Raw genomic sequence first — 16,124 nt, forward strand, 5'->3', positions numbered from 1 at the left:
TCCATTTTGATTTAAAAAAAATCCACTGCAACAATCCGAACTATTCCATATCGCAGAAAGCTGGTTTCACCAACAAGAATGGAAACCATTTCCTTTTCAAAAAGAAACATGGAAAGCATTTTTACAAGGTAAACATGGATTATTGAACGCACCAACGGGTAGCGGAAAAACATATGCATTGTGGTTTCCCATTGTGTTGAACTACATAAAGAACAGCCCAGAGTATAAAACCAAACATAAAAAGGGCCTTAAAGCCATTTGGATTACCCCTTTGCGGGCCTTGTCCCAAGAAATAAAGCAATCGGCAGAACGAATTACCCAAGATTTGGAAACCAAAATGACCGTTGGGATTAGAACAGGGGATACATCCACAAAAGAACGGGCCAGACAGAAAACAACCATGCCCGATTTATTGATTACCACACCCGAAAGTCTTCAACTTTTACTTTCGTCAAAAGGATACGCGAAGGTGTTCAAGGATTGTTCGGCGATTGTGATTGACGAATGGCACGAATTGCTTGGCACCAAAAGAGGGGTTCAAATGGAACTTGGACTATCACGCTTGAAAACAATTTGCACAGATTTGAGAATATGGGGGATTTCTGCAACTATTGGTAATTTAGAACAGGCCCGTTCGGTTCTTTTGGGTCCTACTTCCAAAGCTCATGAAAATTCGATTTTGATCAAAGCCAAACTGAACAAGAAAATTACGGTGAAAAGTATCATTCCCAAACAAATGGAAACTTTTCCTTGGCGCGGACATTTAGGACTTCATTTATTAGAAGATGTGATTCCCATAATCAACAAAAGTAAGACCACATTACTTTTTACCAACACGCGAAGTCAATGCGAAATTTGGTTTCAGAAAATATTGGAAAAGCATCCTGAGTATGCTGGTGAGATAGCCATGCACCACGGCAGTATAAACAAGGAAACACGCCTCTGGGTGGAGCAAGCCATCCGCAACGAAAGTTTAAAAGCTGTTGTTTGCACCTCTAGTCTGGATTTGGGGGTCGATTTTGCTCCTGTAGAAACGGTGGTCCAAATTGGTGGGCCAAAAGGAGTAGCCCGATTTTTGCAACGAGCAGGGCGAAGTGGCCACCGCCCTGGAAAGGAAAGTGTCATCCATTTTCTTCCCACCCATGCCATGGAACTTATTGAGGCATCTGCCATGCAAAAAGCGGTAAGGAACGCTGCGGTGGAAGATAGAATTCCGTACCTGAACAGTTTTGATGTACTAGTCCAATATTTGACCACTTTGGCCGTATCCGATGGTTTTTATCCTGATGCCATTTACCCTGAAATAAAACAGACCTTTTGTTACCAAGCCATTTCTGACGAGCAGTGGCAATGGTTGTTAAATTTTATTGTGATGGGCAGCCAAAGCCTAAAAACCTATGATGAATATAAAAAGGTAGAAGTGGAGGAAGATGGAAAATTCAAGGTGAACAACCGTGCCATTGCCATGCGTCATCGCTTTCAAATTGGGACCATTGTGGGTGATGCCGTTATTTCAGTTCGCTACCAAAAGGGAGTTTATATTGGATCTATCGAAGAATATTTTATTTCAAAACTCACTCCTGGTGATGTTTTCACCTTTGCAGGAAGAAATTTAGAATTTATTCGCATAAAGGGAATGCAAGCCCATGTACGTAACTCTTCAAAAAGAACCAGTAAGGTGCCAAGTTGGATGGGAGGCAGATTAAGCTTTTCGGCACAAATGTCCGAGCTGCTTCGTCAGGAATTATATACCGCTGAATTGGATTTTAAAAAACAATCGAAAGAAATAAAATCTTTAGCGCCCATGTTTACCAAACAGCGTGAAGAAAGTATAATTCCAAAACCCAACGAATTCCTCATTGAAACCTTTAAATCCGACGATGGTTACCATCATATTTTCTATCCCTTTGAGGGTAGGGCAATCCATGAAGGAATGAGCAGTTTGTTGGCGTATCGGATAAGTTTGTTAACGCCAATAACTTGTTCTTTGGCCTTTAACGATTATGGGTTTGAACTATTATCAGACAAGGAAATTGATATCCAAGAGGTGCTGGACAACAATCTATTTACTTCTGAATATATGCTGAGCGACCTTCAAAAAAGTTTAAACTCCAACGAAATGGCAAAGCGAAAGTTTAGGGACGTGGCCGTTATCAGCGGAATGGTGTTTACCGGCTATCCACACAAAGGCATTAAAATGAAACATCTACAAAGTAGTTCCCAACTCCTTTTTGATGTATTCAAGGATTTTGAGCCTGATAATCTCATGTACCAACAAGCCTTTACGGAAACCTTTGAACATCAATTGGAGGAAGGGCGACTTAGGTTGGCCTTGGAGCGTATTGCCCAACAGGAAATTGTATGGAAAAAATGCCAGAATCCCACGCCATTTTCATTCCCTATTATTACGGATAGGCTACGTGAAAAACTGTCCAATGAAAAACTGGCGGACCGAATAAAGCGTATGACCAAGATTTTGACCCGATGACGCAAACCATCAAACTTCAAAACCAGGAATTCATCCTGCACCCACTAGGCGGAATTTTCTGGGTAGAAAAATCCATGCTTTTAATCAGCGATGTCCATTTGGGCAAGGTTGCCCATTTTAGAAAATTTGGAGCCGCCGTTCCGCAAAAAGCAGTCCATAAGAATTTCATATTGCTTGATGAAATTGTAAATCACTTTCAACCCTTCCAGATTTGTTTTTTGGGCGATCTGTTCCATTCATCCCTAAACAAGGAATGGCAACTTTTTGAAAATTGGGTGAAAAAGACTCCCTCAGAAATAATTCTTATCGCCGGAAACCATGATATCATAGCGCCTGAAAAATTCGAGGGTTTGGATATTTCCATTTTTCAGGAGTTGATACTAGACCGTTTTTTATTGACACACCACCCCGAGGAACGGAAAGACTTGTTCAACTTTTGTGGTCATATACACCCAGCCATTACATTGAAAGGCTTTGGAAGACAGCAACTTCGATTATCGTGTTTTTTTAAGAAAGAAAATCAATTGATATTTCCCGCTTTTGGAACATTTACAGGCACCCATACTTTAAAACCGAAAAAAGGATATGAGGTTTTTATAATTGTAGAGGGTGAAGTAGTAAAAGTCTAATCATTTTTTCGCGTTGATTAATTTTGCTTTTTGTAATTATCTTTCTTTCTTATCCCGATTTCCTCTCCTTCAAGTTCATATAATTCCCATTCATGTTTTAAGCGACCCTGGGAATTAAAAATTTTCATAACTCTAGTTTGAGAATCATATTTGTATTTACCTGAATAATTTATTTTTTTTACTAGGTAGTTTCCACATCTTTGAGGCATATTAAGATTGCTAGAATAAATCCAGTAAGTGCCATCATCTTTAAATCTCGCTGTTAATGGTCCACTTCCTCCCTCACATCTTCTAAAAGCGTTGATATCTATATGGTCAAATAAAACACCAGTCCAACAACCATGAAAAAAAGTAGATTCTTTGGTTTTTTCTTGCCCATAGGCAAAATAAGTAGCAATTATTGATATAATAGATAAACACAAAAGTTTGTTCATAAAACATGTTTACCAATAATCATTCCAAATCATTTAAAAACATCTTCGATAAGTTTGTAATTCAATCTATATTTGCCACAAAGTTTATAGGTTGACCAAAACCTCCATTTCAGAACTTTTTGTACAGTCTCCACAACTTGGGAAACTGCAAAATGCTATTGCCCAACCTCTCGACTCCGCTCGAGGTGACATCAAAAAAATCAATCTAAAAGGCTTAACAGGATCCTCACTTTCCTTTGTCATCTCGTCTACTTTTAAGCAAAATGAAGTTCCTTTTTTGGTTTTGTTGAACGATAAGGAAGAAGCTGCCTACTATCTTAATGACCTGGAGCAATTAATCGGTGAAAATGAAGTGCTTTTTTACCCAGGGAGTTATCGCAGACCCTACCAAATTGAAGAAACAGACAACGCCAATGTATTGCTGCGAGCCGAAGTCTTAAACAGAATAAATTCTCGGAAGAAACCGGCAGTAATCGTTACCTACCCTGATGCACTTTTTGAAAAAGTAGTCACCAGAAAAGAACTGGATAAGAACACCCTAAAAATTAAATTGGAAGATACCCTCTCGCTTGATTTTTTAAATGAGGTGCTGTTTGAATACCAGTTTAAACGGGTGGATTTTGTAACCGAACCGGGGGAGTTTTCCGTTCGGGGAGGTATTGTGGATGTGTTTTCATTCTCGCATGACGAACCCTATCGAATCGAGTTTTTTGGAGATGAAGTGGAAAGCATCAGAACCTTTGATGTGGAAACTCAACTGTCAACGGATAAAGTAAAGAAGATTACCATCATTCCCAATGTGGAAAATAAGTTCTTACAGGAATCACGGGAAAGTTTCTTAAAATATATTTCTCCCAAGACCGTCATCTTTTCAAAAAATCTGGATTTGGTCTTTGACCGAATCGACTCCAATTTTGCCAAGGCCAAGGAAAACTTCACCAAACTCAGTGAAGAAATAAAACACGCCAAACCAGAGGAACTTTTTGTGAGTTCAACTTTGTTGAAATCACAATTAGTAGGTTTTTGTTTTGTGGAGTTGGACTCGTCCGTCACTTCGAGCATAGTCGAGAAGCCTATACAATTCAACACCAAACCACAACCTGCATTCAACAAAAAGTTTGATTTGTTGATTGAAAACCTGAATGAGAATCATTCCGCTGGTTTTACCAATTATATTTTCTGTTCCACGGAACAACAGGCCAAACGTTTTCACGATATTTTTGAAGAGGTTGAGGAAACCGTACACTACAAAACCATTGTTTTTCCATTGTATCAAGGGTTTGTGGACCATGATTTAAAACTGGCTTGTTATACCGATCATCAAATTTTTGAGCGCTATCATAAATTTCAACTAAAGAATGGGTACGCCAAAAAACAGGCCATTACGCTCAAGGAACTCAACAAATTAGAGATAGGTGATTACGTTACGCACATTGATCACGGTATTGGGAAGTTTGGCGGGCTACAAAAAATAGATGTAGAAGGCAAAAAGCAGGAAGCCATTAAATTAATGTACGGCGAACGCGATATTCTTTATGTAAGTATTCACTCCCTTCATAAAATCTCCAAGTTTAATGGGAAGGACGGCGCACCTCCAAAAATCTATAAGCTTGGTTCGGCAGCTTGGAAGAAACTCAAACAAAAGACCAAAAGTAGGGTCAAAAAAATTGCCTTTGATCTTATTAAAGTATATGCAAAACGCCGGTTGGAAAAAGGATTCCAGTATGCCCCGGACAGTTATCTGCAACACGAACTTGAGGCTTCCTTTATTTATGAGGATACTCCTGATCAGGAGAAATCCACTCAAGATGTAAAGAAGGATATGGAAAGTGAACGCCCCATGGATCGTCTGATCTGCGGGGATGTTGGTTTTGGTAAGACCGAAGTAGCCATTCGTGCTGCTTTTAAGGCCGTGGACAATGGTAAGCAAGTCGCAATATTGGTTCCCACTACCATTTTGGCCTTTCAGCATAGCAGAACTTTTAAAGAACGATTGAAAGATATGCCGGTTACGGTAGATTACCTCAACCGATTTCGAACAGCCAAGGAAAAACGAGAAATCCATGAACGATTGGCAACTGGGAAAATCGACATTATTATAGGTACCCATCAATTGGTGAATAAAAGTGTGCAATTCAAGGATTTGGGATTGCTTATTGTTGATGAGGAGCAAAAGTTTGGCGTTGCCGTAAAGGACAAACTCAAATCCATCAAGGAAAATGTAGATGTGCTTACCTTGACCGCTACGCCCATTCCACGGACCTTACAATTTAGTTTGATGGCCGCGCGTGACCTTTCCGTAATCAATACCCCGCCACCAAATCGTTACCCTATTGAAAGTCGGGTTATCCGATTTAATGAAGAAATTATCCGTGATGCGGTTTCTTATGAAATTCAAAGAGGCGGACAGGTCTTTTTTATTCACAATCGCATTGAAAACATTAAGGAAGTTGCAGGTATGATCCAGCGTCTGGTACCGGATGCAAAGGTTGGTATTGGCCATGGGCAAATGGAAGGCAAAAAACTGGAGCAATTAATGCTTGCTTTTATGAATGGTGAATTTGATGTATTGGTTTCGACCACTATTGTCGAGAGTGGTCTTGATGTTACCAATGCCAACACTATTTTTATCCACAATGCCAATAACTTTGGTTTGAGCGATTTACACCAAATGCGTGGTCGCGTAGGGCGAAGCAATAAAAAAGCGTTCTGTTTCTTCATCACCCCACCGTATGAAGTCATGACTCCAGATGCCCGAAAACGCATTGAGGCCCTTGAGCAGTTTACAGAACTTGGAAGTGGTTTTAATATCGCCATGAAAGATTTGGAGATTCGTGGTGCAGGAGATCTATTGGGTGGTGAGCAAAGCGGGTTTATTAATGAAATTGGTTTTGAGACCTATCAAAAAATATTGGCTGAGGCGATTGAAGAACTCAAGGAAAATGAGTTTAAAGAACTCTACGAAGAAGTTGAAGGCAAACAGGAAAAAATATATGTCAAAGACACCCAACTGGATACCGATTTTGAATTACTCTTCCCTGATGATTACATTAACAATATTACGGAACGCTTAAACCTTTACACCCAACTCAACACAGTTGACGATGAGGAGGCACTGATCAAGTTTGAAAAGGAATTGATTGACCGCTTTGGAGAACTTCCTACCCAAGCAGTGGACTTGTTGAACTCTGTTCGTATTAAATGGATTGCCAACGGTATTGGTTTGGAACGTGTGATTCTAAAGAAAGGAAAGTTCTTAGGGTATTTTATTGCGGACCAACAATCCGATTTTTATCAAAGCCCAGCTTTTACTATGGTGTTACAATATGTTCAGGCCAATCCCAATACCTGCCAGCTTAAGGAAAAGCAAACCCGAAATGGATTACGCTTGTTGTTGGTTTTTGATGGGATTGATTCTGTTGAGAAGGCTTTGGGAGTTTTGGAGCCATTGATCTCTTAAAAGCAAGAGTAGCATTTTTCACTTCAATCGATATTTATACCTAAAAGCACTTGCAAATTGGAAAATAAAATATCCTATCAAGATTCGATTTAAATTATCTAATGCATATAATATGTTTTCATATAGTAGGTTGGGAGTACACCTGCCATCAAATACATCTAAAAAAACTGAAGTCTTATGCGCTGGATTAATAAGGTTGAAAAAAACGCCCCATTTTTCGATTAAATGAGGATAGCAATCTCCCGAAAGACTCAAAAGAATAATGCACTGTATTAAGATCAAGAATAGAATCCATAACAATGGCTTTGTTATAGAAAGACCAAAATTATTAGATATTGAAGCCATTCTTAATGGAAAGCTTTTCTTGTAATTTTGAAAATACCATTTTCTCTCAAAGGAGTTCATCAGTTGGGTATTGAGGACATCATCATTTTCTTGATAGTAATTTTTAAGCATATTTATGAATCTTCTTTTCCCTTCTGGATAATCAGGACTCATTTTCAACCCCCTATAGTTCCACTCCACCTCAGTGACATCTATCTTTTCAGGTCTGAAATTAGAATCTTCAACATAAAAGCTAACTTGCTTTTTTACTTGCCTTTTTTTTGATAAAAAACTTGATTTAAAAATTTTAAATTCTTGTAATCCATCTACTATCATATTGAAGAGAATTAAATCTTTCACTTGAGTTTTATGAAATTTTATTTCCCCTTTCCCACCTGATGTATTAGGCTCTTTAATTTCAAGCACGTCGATTTTATTATTGAAATATTCAATTGTATCGAAAGAAGTAAGATTAGATTTAAAGGATTTTATATTTGAATTCATAATCTTTCCATCAAGTAATTCAATAAAATTAAGTTCTATTTTTCCTTTGAGCTCATTTATTATTAATTCTGAAACTTTTCCAGATTGGATTGAAATTTTGTTTGTATCGGACCTTCCTGAGATAGTTCCCAGGTTAATATTGTTTACATTTTGAATCCCAACAACCGCAAAAATCCCTTGTCTAATATTTACCCTATCTAAGTTTTTTATTTCAACACTATGAGATTCCGTATTATCAATATTTAAGTTTTTAAAGGAACCATCACCCTCTGCTGTAATATTTGTTAGATTCGAACGTGGTTGAATAAACCCTTCAATAGATATTTTTTCAATACAAACTTCTCTACCTAGGGTATTCTCTAGAAAAACACTTAATTCATTTCCATTTGTCAGTATTAAAGAGTTGTCATTTAAACTGTTATGTTTTGGTTTTATGCTTATTTCAATTACAATTGGTTTTGCTGCGTTTTTGAGAACAAACTGAAAATCAAAGCCGAGTTCATCAATGGAAAAATGGAATTCTGTTATTTCATTTTCGTTATCCTTTAAAATGAATGGTTTTACGCCTTTCATAAAAAGGCCTAGGTTTTGCTCAATTGCATTTATAATATTCATGCGTAAAATATAAGAATAAACCTACTTCTTTTTGTAGAAGCTTCCTTTTTTATTTCCAGAATGCCAAACCACCCAAATGTCATTCCGACAGAGCGTAGCGACGAGGAATCTCAAAATCAGATTGAAAAAAGATTTCTCACCACCTTTAGTGGATTCGAAATGACTTTGAAATACCTCCCTGTTTTTTATTACACTCTACAATGTAATACCTTCGGCTTATGGCTAAAAAATCCAAAACATATTTTAACTGGAGCTCCGGAAAAGATTCCGCTTTGGCGCTGTATTACCTATTGCAACAAAACGAATTTGCGGTAGACCTATTGTTGACCACCATCAATGCCCATTACAATCGGGTATCCATGCATGGTTTGCCTAGAAACGTTTTAGAGGCGCAAGTCAAGTCGATTGGAATTCCCTTGGACATTCTTGAGGTTCCTGAAAATCCATCCATGGAAGACTACAATAATTTAATGGGAACCAAAATGGAACAGCTAAAATCCGAAGGATTTACCCATGCCGCCTTTGGCGATATTTTTCTGGAAGACCTAAAGGTCTATCGGGAACAAATGTTAGCCTCGGTGGGTATCGAAACCATTTTTCCCATTTGGAAAAGAGACACTTCGGAACTACTTAAAGAGTTCTTTCATCTGGGGTTTCGGGCGGTGATTGTTTGCATTAACAATTCAAAACTAGACGCTTCTTTTTTGGGACAGGAACTATCGCCAGAACTACTAGATAGACTCCCAAAAGATGTTGACCCTTGTGGTGAGAACGGTGAATTCCATACCTTCTGTTTTGATGGGCCTATTTTTAAGCATCCCATTGCCTTTGAGTTGGGAGAAAAAGTTTTTAAAACGTATGATAACCCTTCTGACAAAGAAAATTCAATCCGTTTTGGGTTTTGTGATATCGTGCTTAAAACCGCTTCTTCCTGACTAATTTCCCATCATTGTCAAAATAGCGCCAAGTACCCACTTGCTCATCTTTGCGAAAACGGCCTGTGATTTTTTCAGCTCCATTTGTATAGTATTCGGTATAACTGCCATGCTTAAGACCGTCCTTTAGTTCCACTTTAAAACGTATAGCACCAGAACTGTATTTTTTGGCGAAAGATTTAGCGTTTAAATCTGTTGGATAGATAGTCTTCAGATTAAAAACGGCATCTGGGTCGTTGTTGGGGCTTGAAGTTTGTTTTTTGATATTTTGAAGCTGCTTCTCTTGAAATTGAGCGCTTTTCTTTACATCTTCCACATCTTGATAGCTGACCACCAATCGACTTTCAAACAGATTTTCCTCTGGGGTCAGTTGTAGCCCAATTTGGGGAAAGCAAATGATAAAATTTTTATTCTTCCGCAATTGAATTTTAGTACTCGCATCTGCCAAAGCATACATATTATCATACAAAACAGGAATGTTGCTATAGGCAAACAGACTACTGGTGCTTTCAAATTTTTTATCAAAATCTATAAAGTCCTCCGAAGTTGACAGTGTTTCCTTGGCGACAAAATCATCGATGATACTTTTTAGTGTATTGGGATTATTACTGAAGACTACATAATCATCAATCAATGTGAAATAGGGTTTGTCAAATTCTTGAAATCGTTTGCCCAATAGCATTTTAAAAAAACCTTTTATGGACAAAAAATTAATTTCATGTTCTTTATACGTAACCGCCTTGAACTTTACCGGGGTTTTCTTTTTGATTTGTTTCAGAAGAAATTCCAGATGGGTTTTGGCATCGTCAATGTCCGTTGTATTTAATACCAAGGCCAAATCGTTTTTCCCCTTTGAAATTTCAGATTTAATCTGTAGCAATGCAATTTCATCCCCGATCCAGTTCACAAAATTTTCCTTAACATCAATCTTCAGAAATTGCTCCACTTTTGCAATTCCGGCCTTATAGCTTTCAAAATCTTCTGAATTACTGGATTCCTGCACCAATTCAAAATTTTCATAGAACTCAGAAAAGCTATTAAACCCATAACTCACATATAAAGCGGTTCGCTTAGGTGCAATCTTTGGAATTGTTCGCTTTGCAGTTCCTGATTTTTGAAGGGCTTCCAGATAATTTTCGTTTTCAAAACTGATGTTGGTATATCCGTTGGCTGTTATGGTGCTGTTTTTATCCAGATCAAAACTAAAACCAGAGAACAAAAAATTCTGGCTCACATTGGTCATCCAATCCGTGGGCTTATCTGAAAACCGTTTGTAGTAGTCATCTAAAAAATCGTACTGCAGATACAGCCGAAACAAATCTTCATAACCCACTTTTTGGTTGACCTCAATAAAATTCAAATCACGACCCAAAATAGGTTCTTTGTATTGGTCAATAGAAGCTTCAACCAAAGTATGGGTATAGGAGGCCACCAATTGGTTTTTGACAAACGAGAGGTACATGGTCTCTTTATTTTTGTGGTCGTACACCTCTATAATTTCATAGTTGTGGTAGCTGCGCTTGCTCAACGTATAATTTTCATTGAGCAGTGTGTTCAAATAGGTCTTTAACAAATTAAGTTTTGCAATTCGTTTTAAGTCCAATACATAAAAGATACCATAGTCTTTTTGGGTGACCATATGAATGGAAATGAACAACGAACGTCCATCAAAAAACTCGAACAACTTATGGTTGTTGTTGAAAATGGTATCAAACTTTTGAATGTTCTCTGTTAGTTCCGCGAAGTAGCCATTTTTGTTCAAATGGCTCCACGCATTGCTCTTGCTGATTTTCTTCCAACTTTCAATGGGTTTTTCAGATTCAATGATAAAAACCGCATCCTTTGGAATTAGATAAATGGATTGCAAATTGGTCTTGGGTGATAAAACCAATATATAAAGGAGGTAACCTATATAAATAAGGAATAGGGCCAACAGGCCAAAAAGAAATCTTTTTTTCATCAGCGGTTAAGAAGTCTCTGTCTTAACAACGAAAAAATGACCTTTTTAGTTTGTAGTGAATATTATAACATTTTTAAATCCTTTATGGTCTTAAAGGCCACGTCAACCTGTTCCTCATTCACCAAAATGGTAAACTCATTGGTTGTGGATATTACCTCGTACAATACAATCCCCTCCCATGCCAATCGCTGAAAGATAAAATAGTAAATCCCTGGTACGGAAACATTTTCTGCTGGTAGCTTAACCGTTATTGAGGATAGGTTCTCTGCCTTTTGGGTACAGCGTTCATGTTTAAAGTATTTTTCCACCACCCCATCCATAAGATTGCTAATCACAATATTGATTTCATTCACCCCTCGGGAAGAAGTATAAAACACATCTTGATTGGCATTTACCTCCTCCAACAGTCTTGCCTGTTGTTGTAAAATGGAATCAGAGGCCAAAAAAGTATAATCTGTTAAGGAAGAACGAACGGTAATCTCGCCAATATTCTTCAGAACTTTTACAATTCTATGGGTGGCCCTGAATTCTAAATCATCTGAAAGCCTTTTAAGAGCCATGACAATGGCCCCATCCTTGACATCTTTGCCAAGCGCATCTGAAATTTCAGGTTTTATTTGTCGGGACAGTGAGGTAAGGTTTATAATACCTTGCGCAAGGGCGCTCTGTAAGAATGGTTTTTTTTTGATGTAGTGTTCAACTACAGCGGATATTGTTTTCATTGGTGATTGATTTTGAACAAAAATAACATATTGTTACAAAACAAACAAATGGTTAAAAATAATAAAAAGCATCTTTTAGGTGCTCAACGGACAATTTTCCACCCTTTTTTATCACGGTTATAATATCAAAGCGAACTTCCACATCCAGATTATTCTCTACTACATATTGATCAGCTGCCATTACCAAAAGCTTAATCTTTTTTTGGTTGATTGCATCTGAAACATCTTCAAGAAACCTATTATTTCTGGACTTTACCTCAACTATTGCCAATATTCTCTCCTTTCTTGCAATAATATCTAATTCGGCTTTTAAATAGCGATAATTCCGAACACAAATCTTATATCCATGCTCGAGTAAAAAATCGGTTGCCATTTGCTCTCCAAGCTTTCCAAATTCATTATGATTTCCCATAGATCTTGAAAAATATTAAAAAATACGTGCAGTTCATCGAAAAATTTGGTAGTTCAAAGTGAAAACTGCGTTAAGATTGTAATTTGTTGGCTGAATTGAACCACACCCAACGTTAACTAAACATATAGTTGCCCCAAAACTATGGACCTAATTAACGCCAGACATTGCTATGGAGTACTTCATTAATTGTAATACCTCAACTTTGGCGCCGTACACTGATCCCCTGGATGAGCTACGTGCTGCCCATTTGTACCGGAGACTTGGTTTTAGTGCCTCGGTACAGACTATTAATGCCGCTGTTGGACAAACAGCTGGAACCCTTGTGGACAATTTAGTAGATCAAGCGCTTGCCTTACCTCCAATTCCTGCTCCAGAATGGGCAGATTGGACAAACGCAAATTATCCAGAAGATGACGAATTAGCTCGTACGTTAAGAAATACGCAACGGAATGAATTCAGAATTGCTTACGGTAATGAAATCTTGAACAATGAACTAAGGGATCGAATGAGTTTCTTTTGGAGCAACCATTTTGTTACCGAACTAGACGTTTATGATTGTAATTCCTTTTTATACTACTACATAAATTGTCTGCAACGAAATGCCCTTGGCAACTTCAAGACTTTTGTAAGTGAAATTGGATTGACCAGTGCTATGCTATATTATTTGGATGGTGTACGTAATAGGGGTAATAATCCAAATGAGAACTATGCCCGTGAACTTTATGAACTGTTCACCTTAGGTGAAGGCAATGGGTACACGGAAGAAGATATCATAGAAACCTCTAAATCATTGTCAGGTTATACAGAGCGCGGCGAAGAAGGCTGTACCCAGGTAACTTTTAATCCCGAAGATTTTAACACAGACAACAAGACCATTCTTGGACAGACTGGAAATTGGGGATATGACGATACTATCGATATTCTGTTTAATGAAAGGGCCAACGAAATAGCTTGGTTCATCTGCCAGAAATTGTACACTTTCTTTGTACATCCTGATGCTAATGACGATGATGGAAACGCCCAAACCATAATCAATGGCTTGGCTGCTACTTTCACTGCTAATAATTTTGAGATTGCCCCTGTATTGAGACAACTATTTAAGAGTCAGCACTTTTTTGACGAAGATGCCATAGGAGTGATTATAAAAAGTCCTTTTGACCTTTATATGGGTTTTCTAAAAGAAACAGGCTTCACCTATGATGACTCCACTGTGCTCCGATATATAAATGATGCCGCGCTACTTGGACAGGAGCTTTTTGACCCTTTTGATGTGGCTGGTTGGCAGCGAGATAGACAGTGGATCAATTCCAATCTTATGATAGGGCGCTGGTTGACTTTAGAAGATTACTTGAGCCAATTATATACAGCTGACCCGGAGCAATTTAGAGATTTTGGATTAGCGGTAACAGGAAATGATGGTTTGACCAGCAATAACCCCGACATTATTGCAAGGCCAATAATAGATAAGATGTTGCCAAAAGGTCTGCTTACAGACAGTGATTATGAAAAAGCGCTAGTAGCTTTTCGAAGTGATGTAGATGAAACCTATTATGAAGGTGGAGCTACTCCTGATTGGACATTGTCCACATGGCCTGTTGCACCTGCACAAGTTTATCTTTTATTAAGACATCTTTCTAGAGAACCTGAATTTCAACTTAAATAACCCCTACTACTATGTGCGATACTCATCATACCCACGATACATCACCCCATAAAGGCCTAGAACATGAAGGTCATGATTTAGAACATAAAACATGGAGCCGTCGTTCCTTTATCCAAGCATTGGGTATTGCTGGATCGGGCTCAATGCTCTTGGGAAGTAGCATGGTCTCAGCATCTGCTCCCTCACCTTTGACTTCTGCAATTGCAGCAGCTGAAACAGATAATATTCTAATATTGATTAGATTGTCTGGAGGTAACGACGGACTAAGTACCGTAATCCCAATTCAGCAATACGATACCTATGCCAACGCAAGACCAAACATTTATATCCCAGAAAGTAAGGTTTTAAAACTTACAGACGATTTTGGAATTCCAACCTATATGGGTTCTTTAGAACCCATGTGGGGAGAAGGCCAGTTTAAAGCTGTGCATGGAGTTGGATATGAAGGTCAAAGTCTATCTCATTTTACGGGTTCGGATATTTTTGCCAATACCGATTTGACTACTACTGGTTTTTCAGGCCTAAATACGGGCTGGATGGGAAGGCATTTTGAGAACATCTATCCTGATTATCTAATTACCCCCCCTGCATCTCCAGCTGCCATTCAAATTGGCAATCTATCCAATCTCGTTTTCCAAGGTGAGGAAACTAATTACGCCTTTGTGACCAACAATATCGACCAATTAGAGGAAATTGCCGAGACTGGGGTCTTTTATGATATTGAAAATGCGCCTTTTGGAGATTGTATGTACGGTGACCAGCTTAAATTTTTAAGAGGAGTGGCCAATACAACCTATGAGTATGCAGGAATCATACATGATGCCTACGAAAGAGGGCAAAACCAAGTGGAATACCAAGACAATGGATTTGCACGACAATTGGCATTATTGGCCCGTTTGATTAAAGGAAACTTGGGCACCAAGGTATATATGATTTCATTGGGTGGATTTGATACCCATGGTAACCAACCTCTGGCTCATGAACGATTGATGTCCAACCTGTCCATTGCACTTAACAATTTCTATGAGGATATTGCCTTTACCGAGCAGGATGATAAGGTGTTAAGTATGACATTCTCAGAATTTGGGCGAAGAATTTACGAAAATGGTTCAACCGGAACCGATCATGGTAAAGCGGCCCCGACCCTTTTCTTTGGTTCTGGTTTAAGTGGGAGCGCATTTGTTGGTGAACACCCAGATTTAAATAGTCCCAACAATAGAGGTAACCTTGAGTATACCATGGACTTCAGAAACCTTTATGGTACTGTGTTGGCGGAATGGCTGTGCGTTCCAAGAGCAGATGTTGAAGCACATTTATTGGGTTATCAATATCAAGCAATAGATTTAGGCTTCAACTGTAGTGGTGAAACGTTTGATGATATTGCTATGGATAATGACCCCCCAACTTTGCCGGAAACACCCCCTAGCGAAAGCGAAGACCCAACAGATCCAGAAATATTGAATACCGTTGTACATACTCCCTATTATCCAACGGAGAATGCACCTCATATTCATCTAGAGATGCCTTTCGCTGCCCATGTTGATATTCAACTCTACAACATTTTAGGTCAGAATGTAGGAACTGTTTTCAATGAGATGATGTTGGAAGGTTCTACTGAGATAAACATCAGGGAACAAATGAGGGATACCTTGTCCACTGGAAAATATATTTATAGAATTCAGGTTGGGGAAGAGAAAATGAGCAAATCTGTAATGATCATGTAAACTTAACTAAGGTATACATTCCAGAATCCTCCGATGGTGCAACTCCCAACCCCAATTATGGACTGCATTATTCGGAGGTTTCCTTTTTAGGTCAATTTAGATTTGTCTTTGTCTGTTTTAAAATTGAGTGCTTTTTTTACTTCACTGTTTTTATCCTTATAGACTCGGGTTACTTCGTTTTTCTGCTCTTTAGTTAGGGCTTGCTTCATTTTTTTTAGCTTATCAAATTTTTTAGGGTTTCCTGTACTCATGAT

12 protein-coding genes are annotated in these 16,124 nt (G+C 38.3%); 6 read left to right on the forward strand and 6 right to left on the reverse strand.

The window, feature by feature from the left end; genetic code table 11:
* Nucleotides 1-25 precede the first annotated feature (25 nt).
* Both AAY42_RS10800 and pdeM read left to right on the forward strand, forming a co-directional pair.
* Nucleotides 26-2,488 (forward strand): ligase-associated DNA damage response DEXH box helicase, encoded by a 2,463-nt coding sequence (locus AAY42_RS10800; RefSeq protein WP_055395070.1) that lies wholly within the window; start codon nt 26-28, stop codon nt 2,486-2,488.
* On the forward strand, nt 2,485-3,117 hold the full coding sequence (gene pdeM / locus AAY42_RS10805; protein WP_055395072.1) for a ligase-associated DNA damage response endonuclease PdeM: 633 nt from the start codon (nt 2,485-2,487) through the stop codon (nt 3,115-3,117). Before AAY42_RS10800 ends, pdeM begins: the two co-directional genes overlap by 4 nt.
* Before the next feature lie 17 nt (nt 3,118-3,134).
* Here pdeM and AAY42_RS10810 read toward each other — a convergent pair whose 3' ends face one another.
* On the reverse strand, nt 3,135-3,551 hold the full coding sequence (locus AAY42_RS10810; protein WP_055395074.1) for a hypothetical protein: 417 nt from the start codon (nt 3,549-3,551) through the stop codon (nt 3,135-3,137).
* Between the two features lie 91 nt (nt 3,552-3,642).
* Between AAY42_RS10810 and mfd the strand changes: the two genes are divergently transcribed.
* Nucleotides 3,643-7,011 (forward strand): transcription-repair coupling factor, encoded by a 3,369-nt coding sequence (mfd, locus tag AAY42_RS10815; RefSeq protein ID WP_055395077.1) that lies wholly within the window; start codon nt 3,643-3,645, stop codon nt 7,009-7,011.
* An 18-nt stretch (nt 7,012-7,029) separates the two neighbouring features.
* Here mfd and AAY42_RS10820 read toward each other — a convergent pair whose 3' ends face one another.
* On the reverse strand, nt 7,030-8,454 hold the full coding sequence (locus AAY42_RS10820; protein WP_055395079.1) for a hypothetical protein: 1,425 nt from the start codon (nt 8,452-8,454) through the stop codon (nt 7,030-7,032).
* 218 nt (nt 8,455-8,672) lie between these two features.
* Here AAY42_RS10820 and AAY42_RS10825 point away from each other — a divergent pair, with 218 nt between their 5' ends.
* Nucleotides 8,673-9,389: a Dph6-related ATP pyrophosphatase gene (locus AAY42_RS10825; protein ID WP_055395081.1), complete on the forward strand. Its 717-nt coding sequence runs from the start codon at nt 8,673-8,675 to the stop codon at nt 9,387-9,389.
* Here AAY42_RS10825 and AAY42_RS10830 read toward each other — a convergent pair.
* From AAY42_RS10830 to AAY42_RS10840, 3 genes are all read right to left on the reverse strand, one after another.
* Nucleotides 9,370-11,349 carry a DUF3352 domain-containing protein gene (locus AAY42_RS10830; RefSeq protein ID WP_245625615.1) on the reverse strand — a complete coding sequence of 660 codons (1,980 nt, stop codon included), beginning with the start codon at nt 11,347-11,349 and terminating at the stop codon, nt 9,370-9,372. The two genes, AAY42_RS10825 and AAY42_RS10830, sit on opposite strands and share 20 nt — an antisense overlap.
* Before the next feature lie 62 nt (nt 11,350-11,411).
* Nucleotides 11,412-12,071, reverse strand: a complete 660-nt coding sequence (locus AAY42_RS10835; protein ID WP_055395084.1) for an aspartate kinase — start codon at nt 12,069-12,071, stop codon at nt 11,412-11,414.
* Nucleotides 12,072-12,123: 52 nt separating this feature from the next.
* The gene (locus tag AAY42_RS10840) at nt 12,124-12,483 is read right to left on the reverse strand and encodes a YraN family protein (RefSeq protein WP_055395086.1); all 360 of its coding nucleotides are present in this window, start codon (nt 12,481-12,483) and stop codon (nt 12,124-12,126) included.
* Between the two features lie 169 nt (nt 12,484-12,652).
* Here AAY42_RS10840 and AAY42_RS10845 point away from each other — a divergent pair, with 169 nt between their 5' ends.
* Both AAY42_RS10845 and AAY42_RS10850 read left to right on the forward strand, forming a co-directional pair.
* Nucleotides 12,653-14,146: a DUF1800 domain-containing protein gene (locus tag AAY42_RS10845; RefSeq protein WP_055395088.1), complete on the forward strand. Its 1,494-nt coding sequence runs from the start codon at nt 12,653-12,655 to the stop codon at nt 14,144-14,146.
* A gap of 11 nt (nt 14,147-14,157) precedes the next feature.
* Complete coding sequence (locus AAY42_RS10850; protein WP_055395090.1) at nt 14,158-15,870, forward strand: DUF1501 domain-containing protein; 1,713 nt, start codon at nt 14,158-14,160, stop codon at nt 15,868-15,870.
* 86 nt (nt 15,871-15,956) lie between these two features.
* Here the strand turns inward: AAY42_RS10850 and AAY42_RS18310 are convergent, their stop codons facing one another.
* Nucleotides 15,957-16,121, reverse strand: a complete 165-nt coding sequence (locus tag AAY42_RS18310; RefSeq protein ID WP_175288757.1) for a hypothetical protein — start codon at nt 16,119-16,121, stop codon at nt 15,957-15,959.
* Nucleotides 16,122-16,124: the final 3 nt, after the last annotated feature.

The organism is Flagellimonas eckloniae (assembly GCF_001413955.1).
In the GTDB taxonomy this organism is placed as follows: Bacteria; Bacteroidota; Bacteroidia; order Flavobacteriales; family Flavobacteriaceae; genus Flagellimonas; species Flagellimonas eckloniae.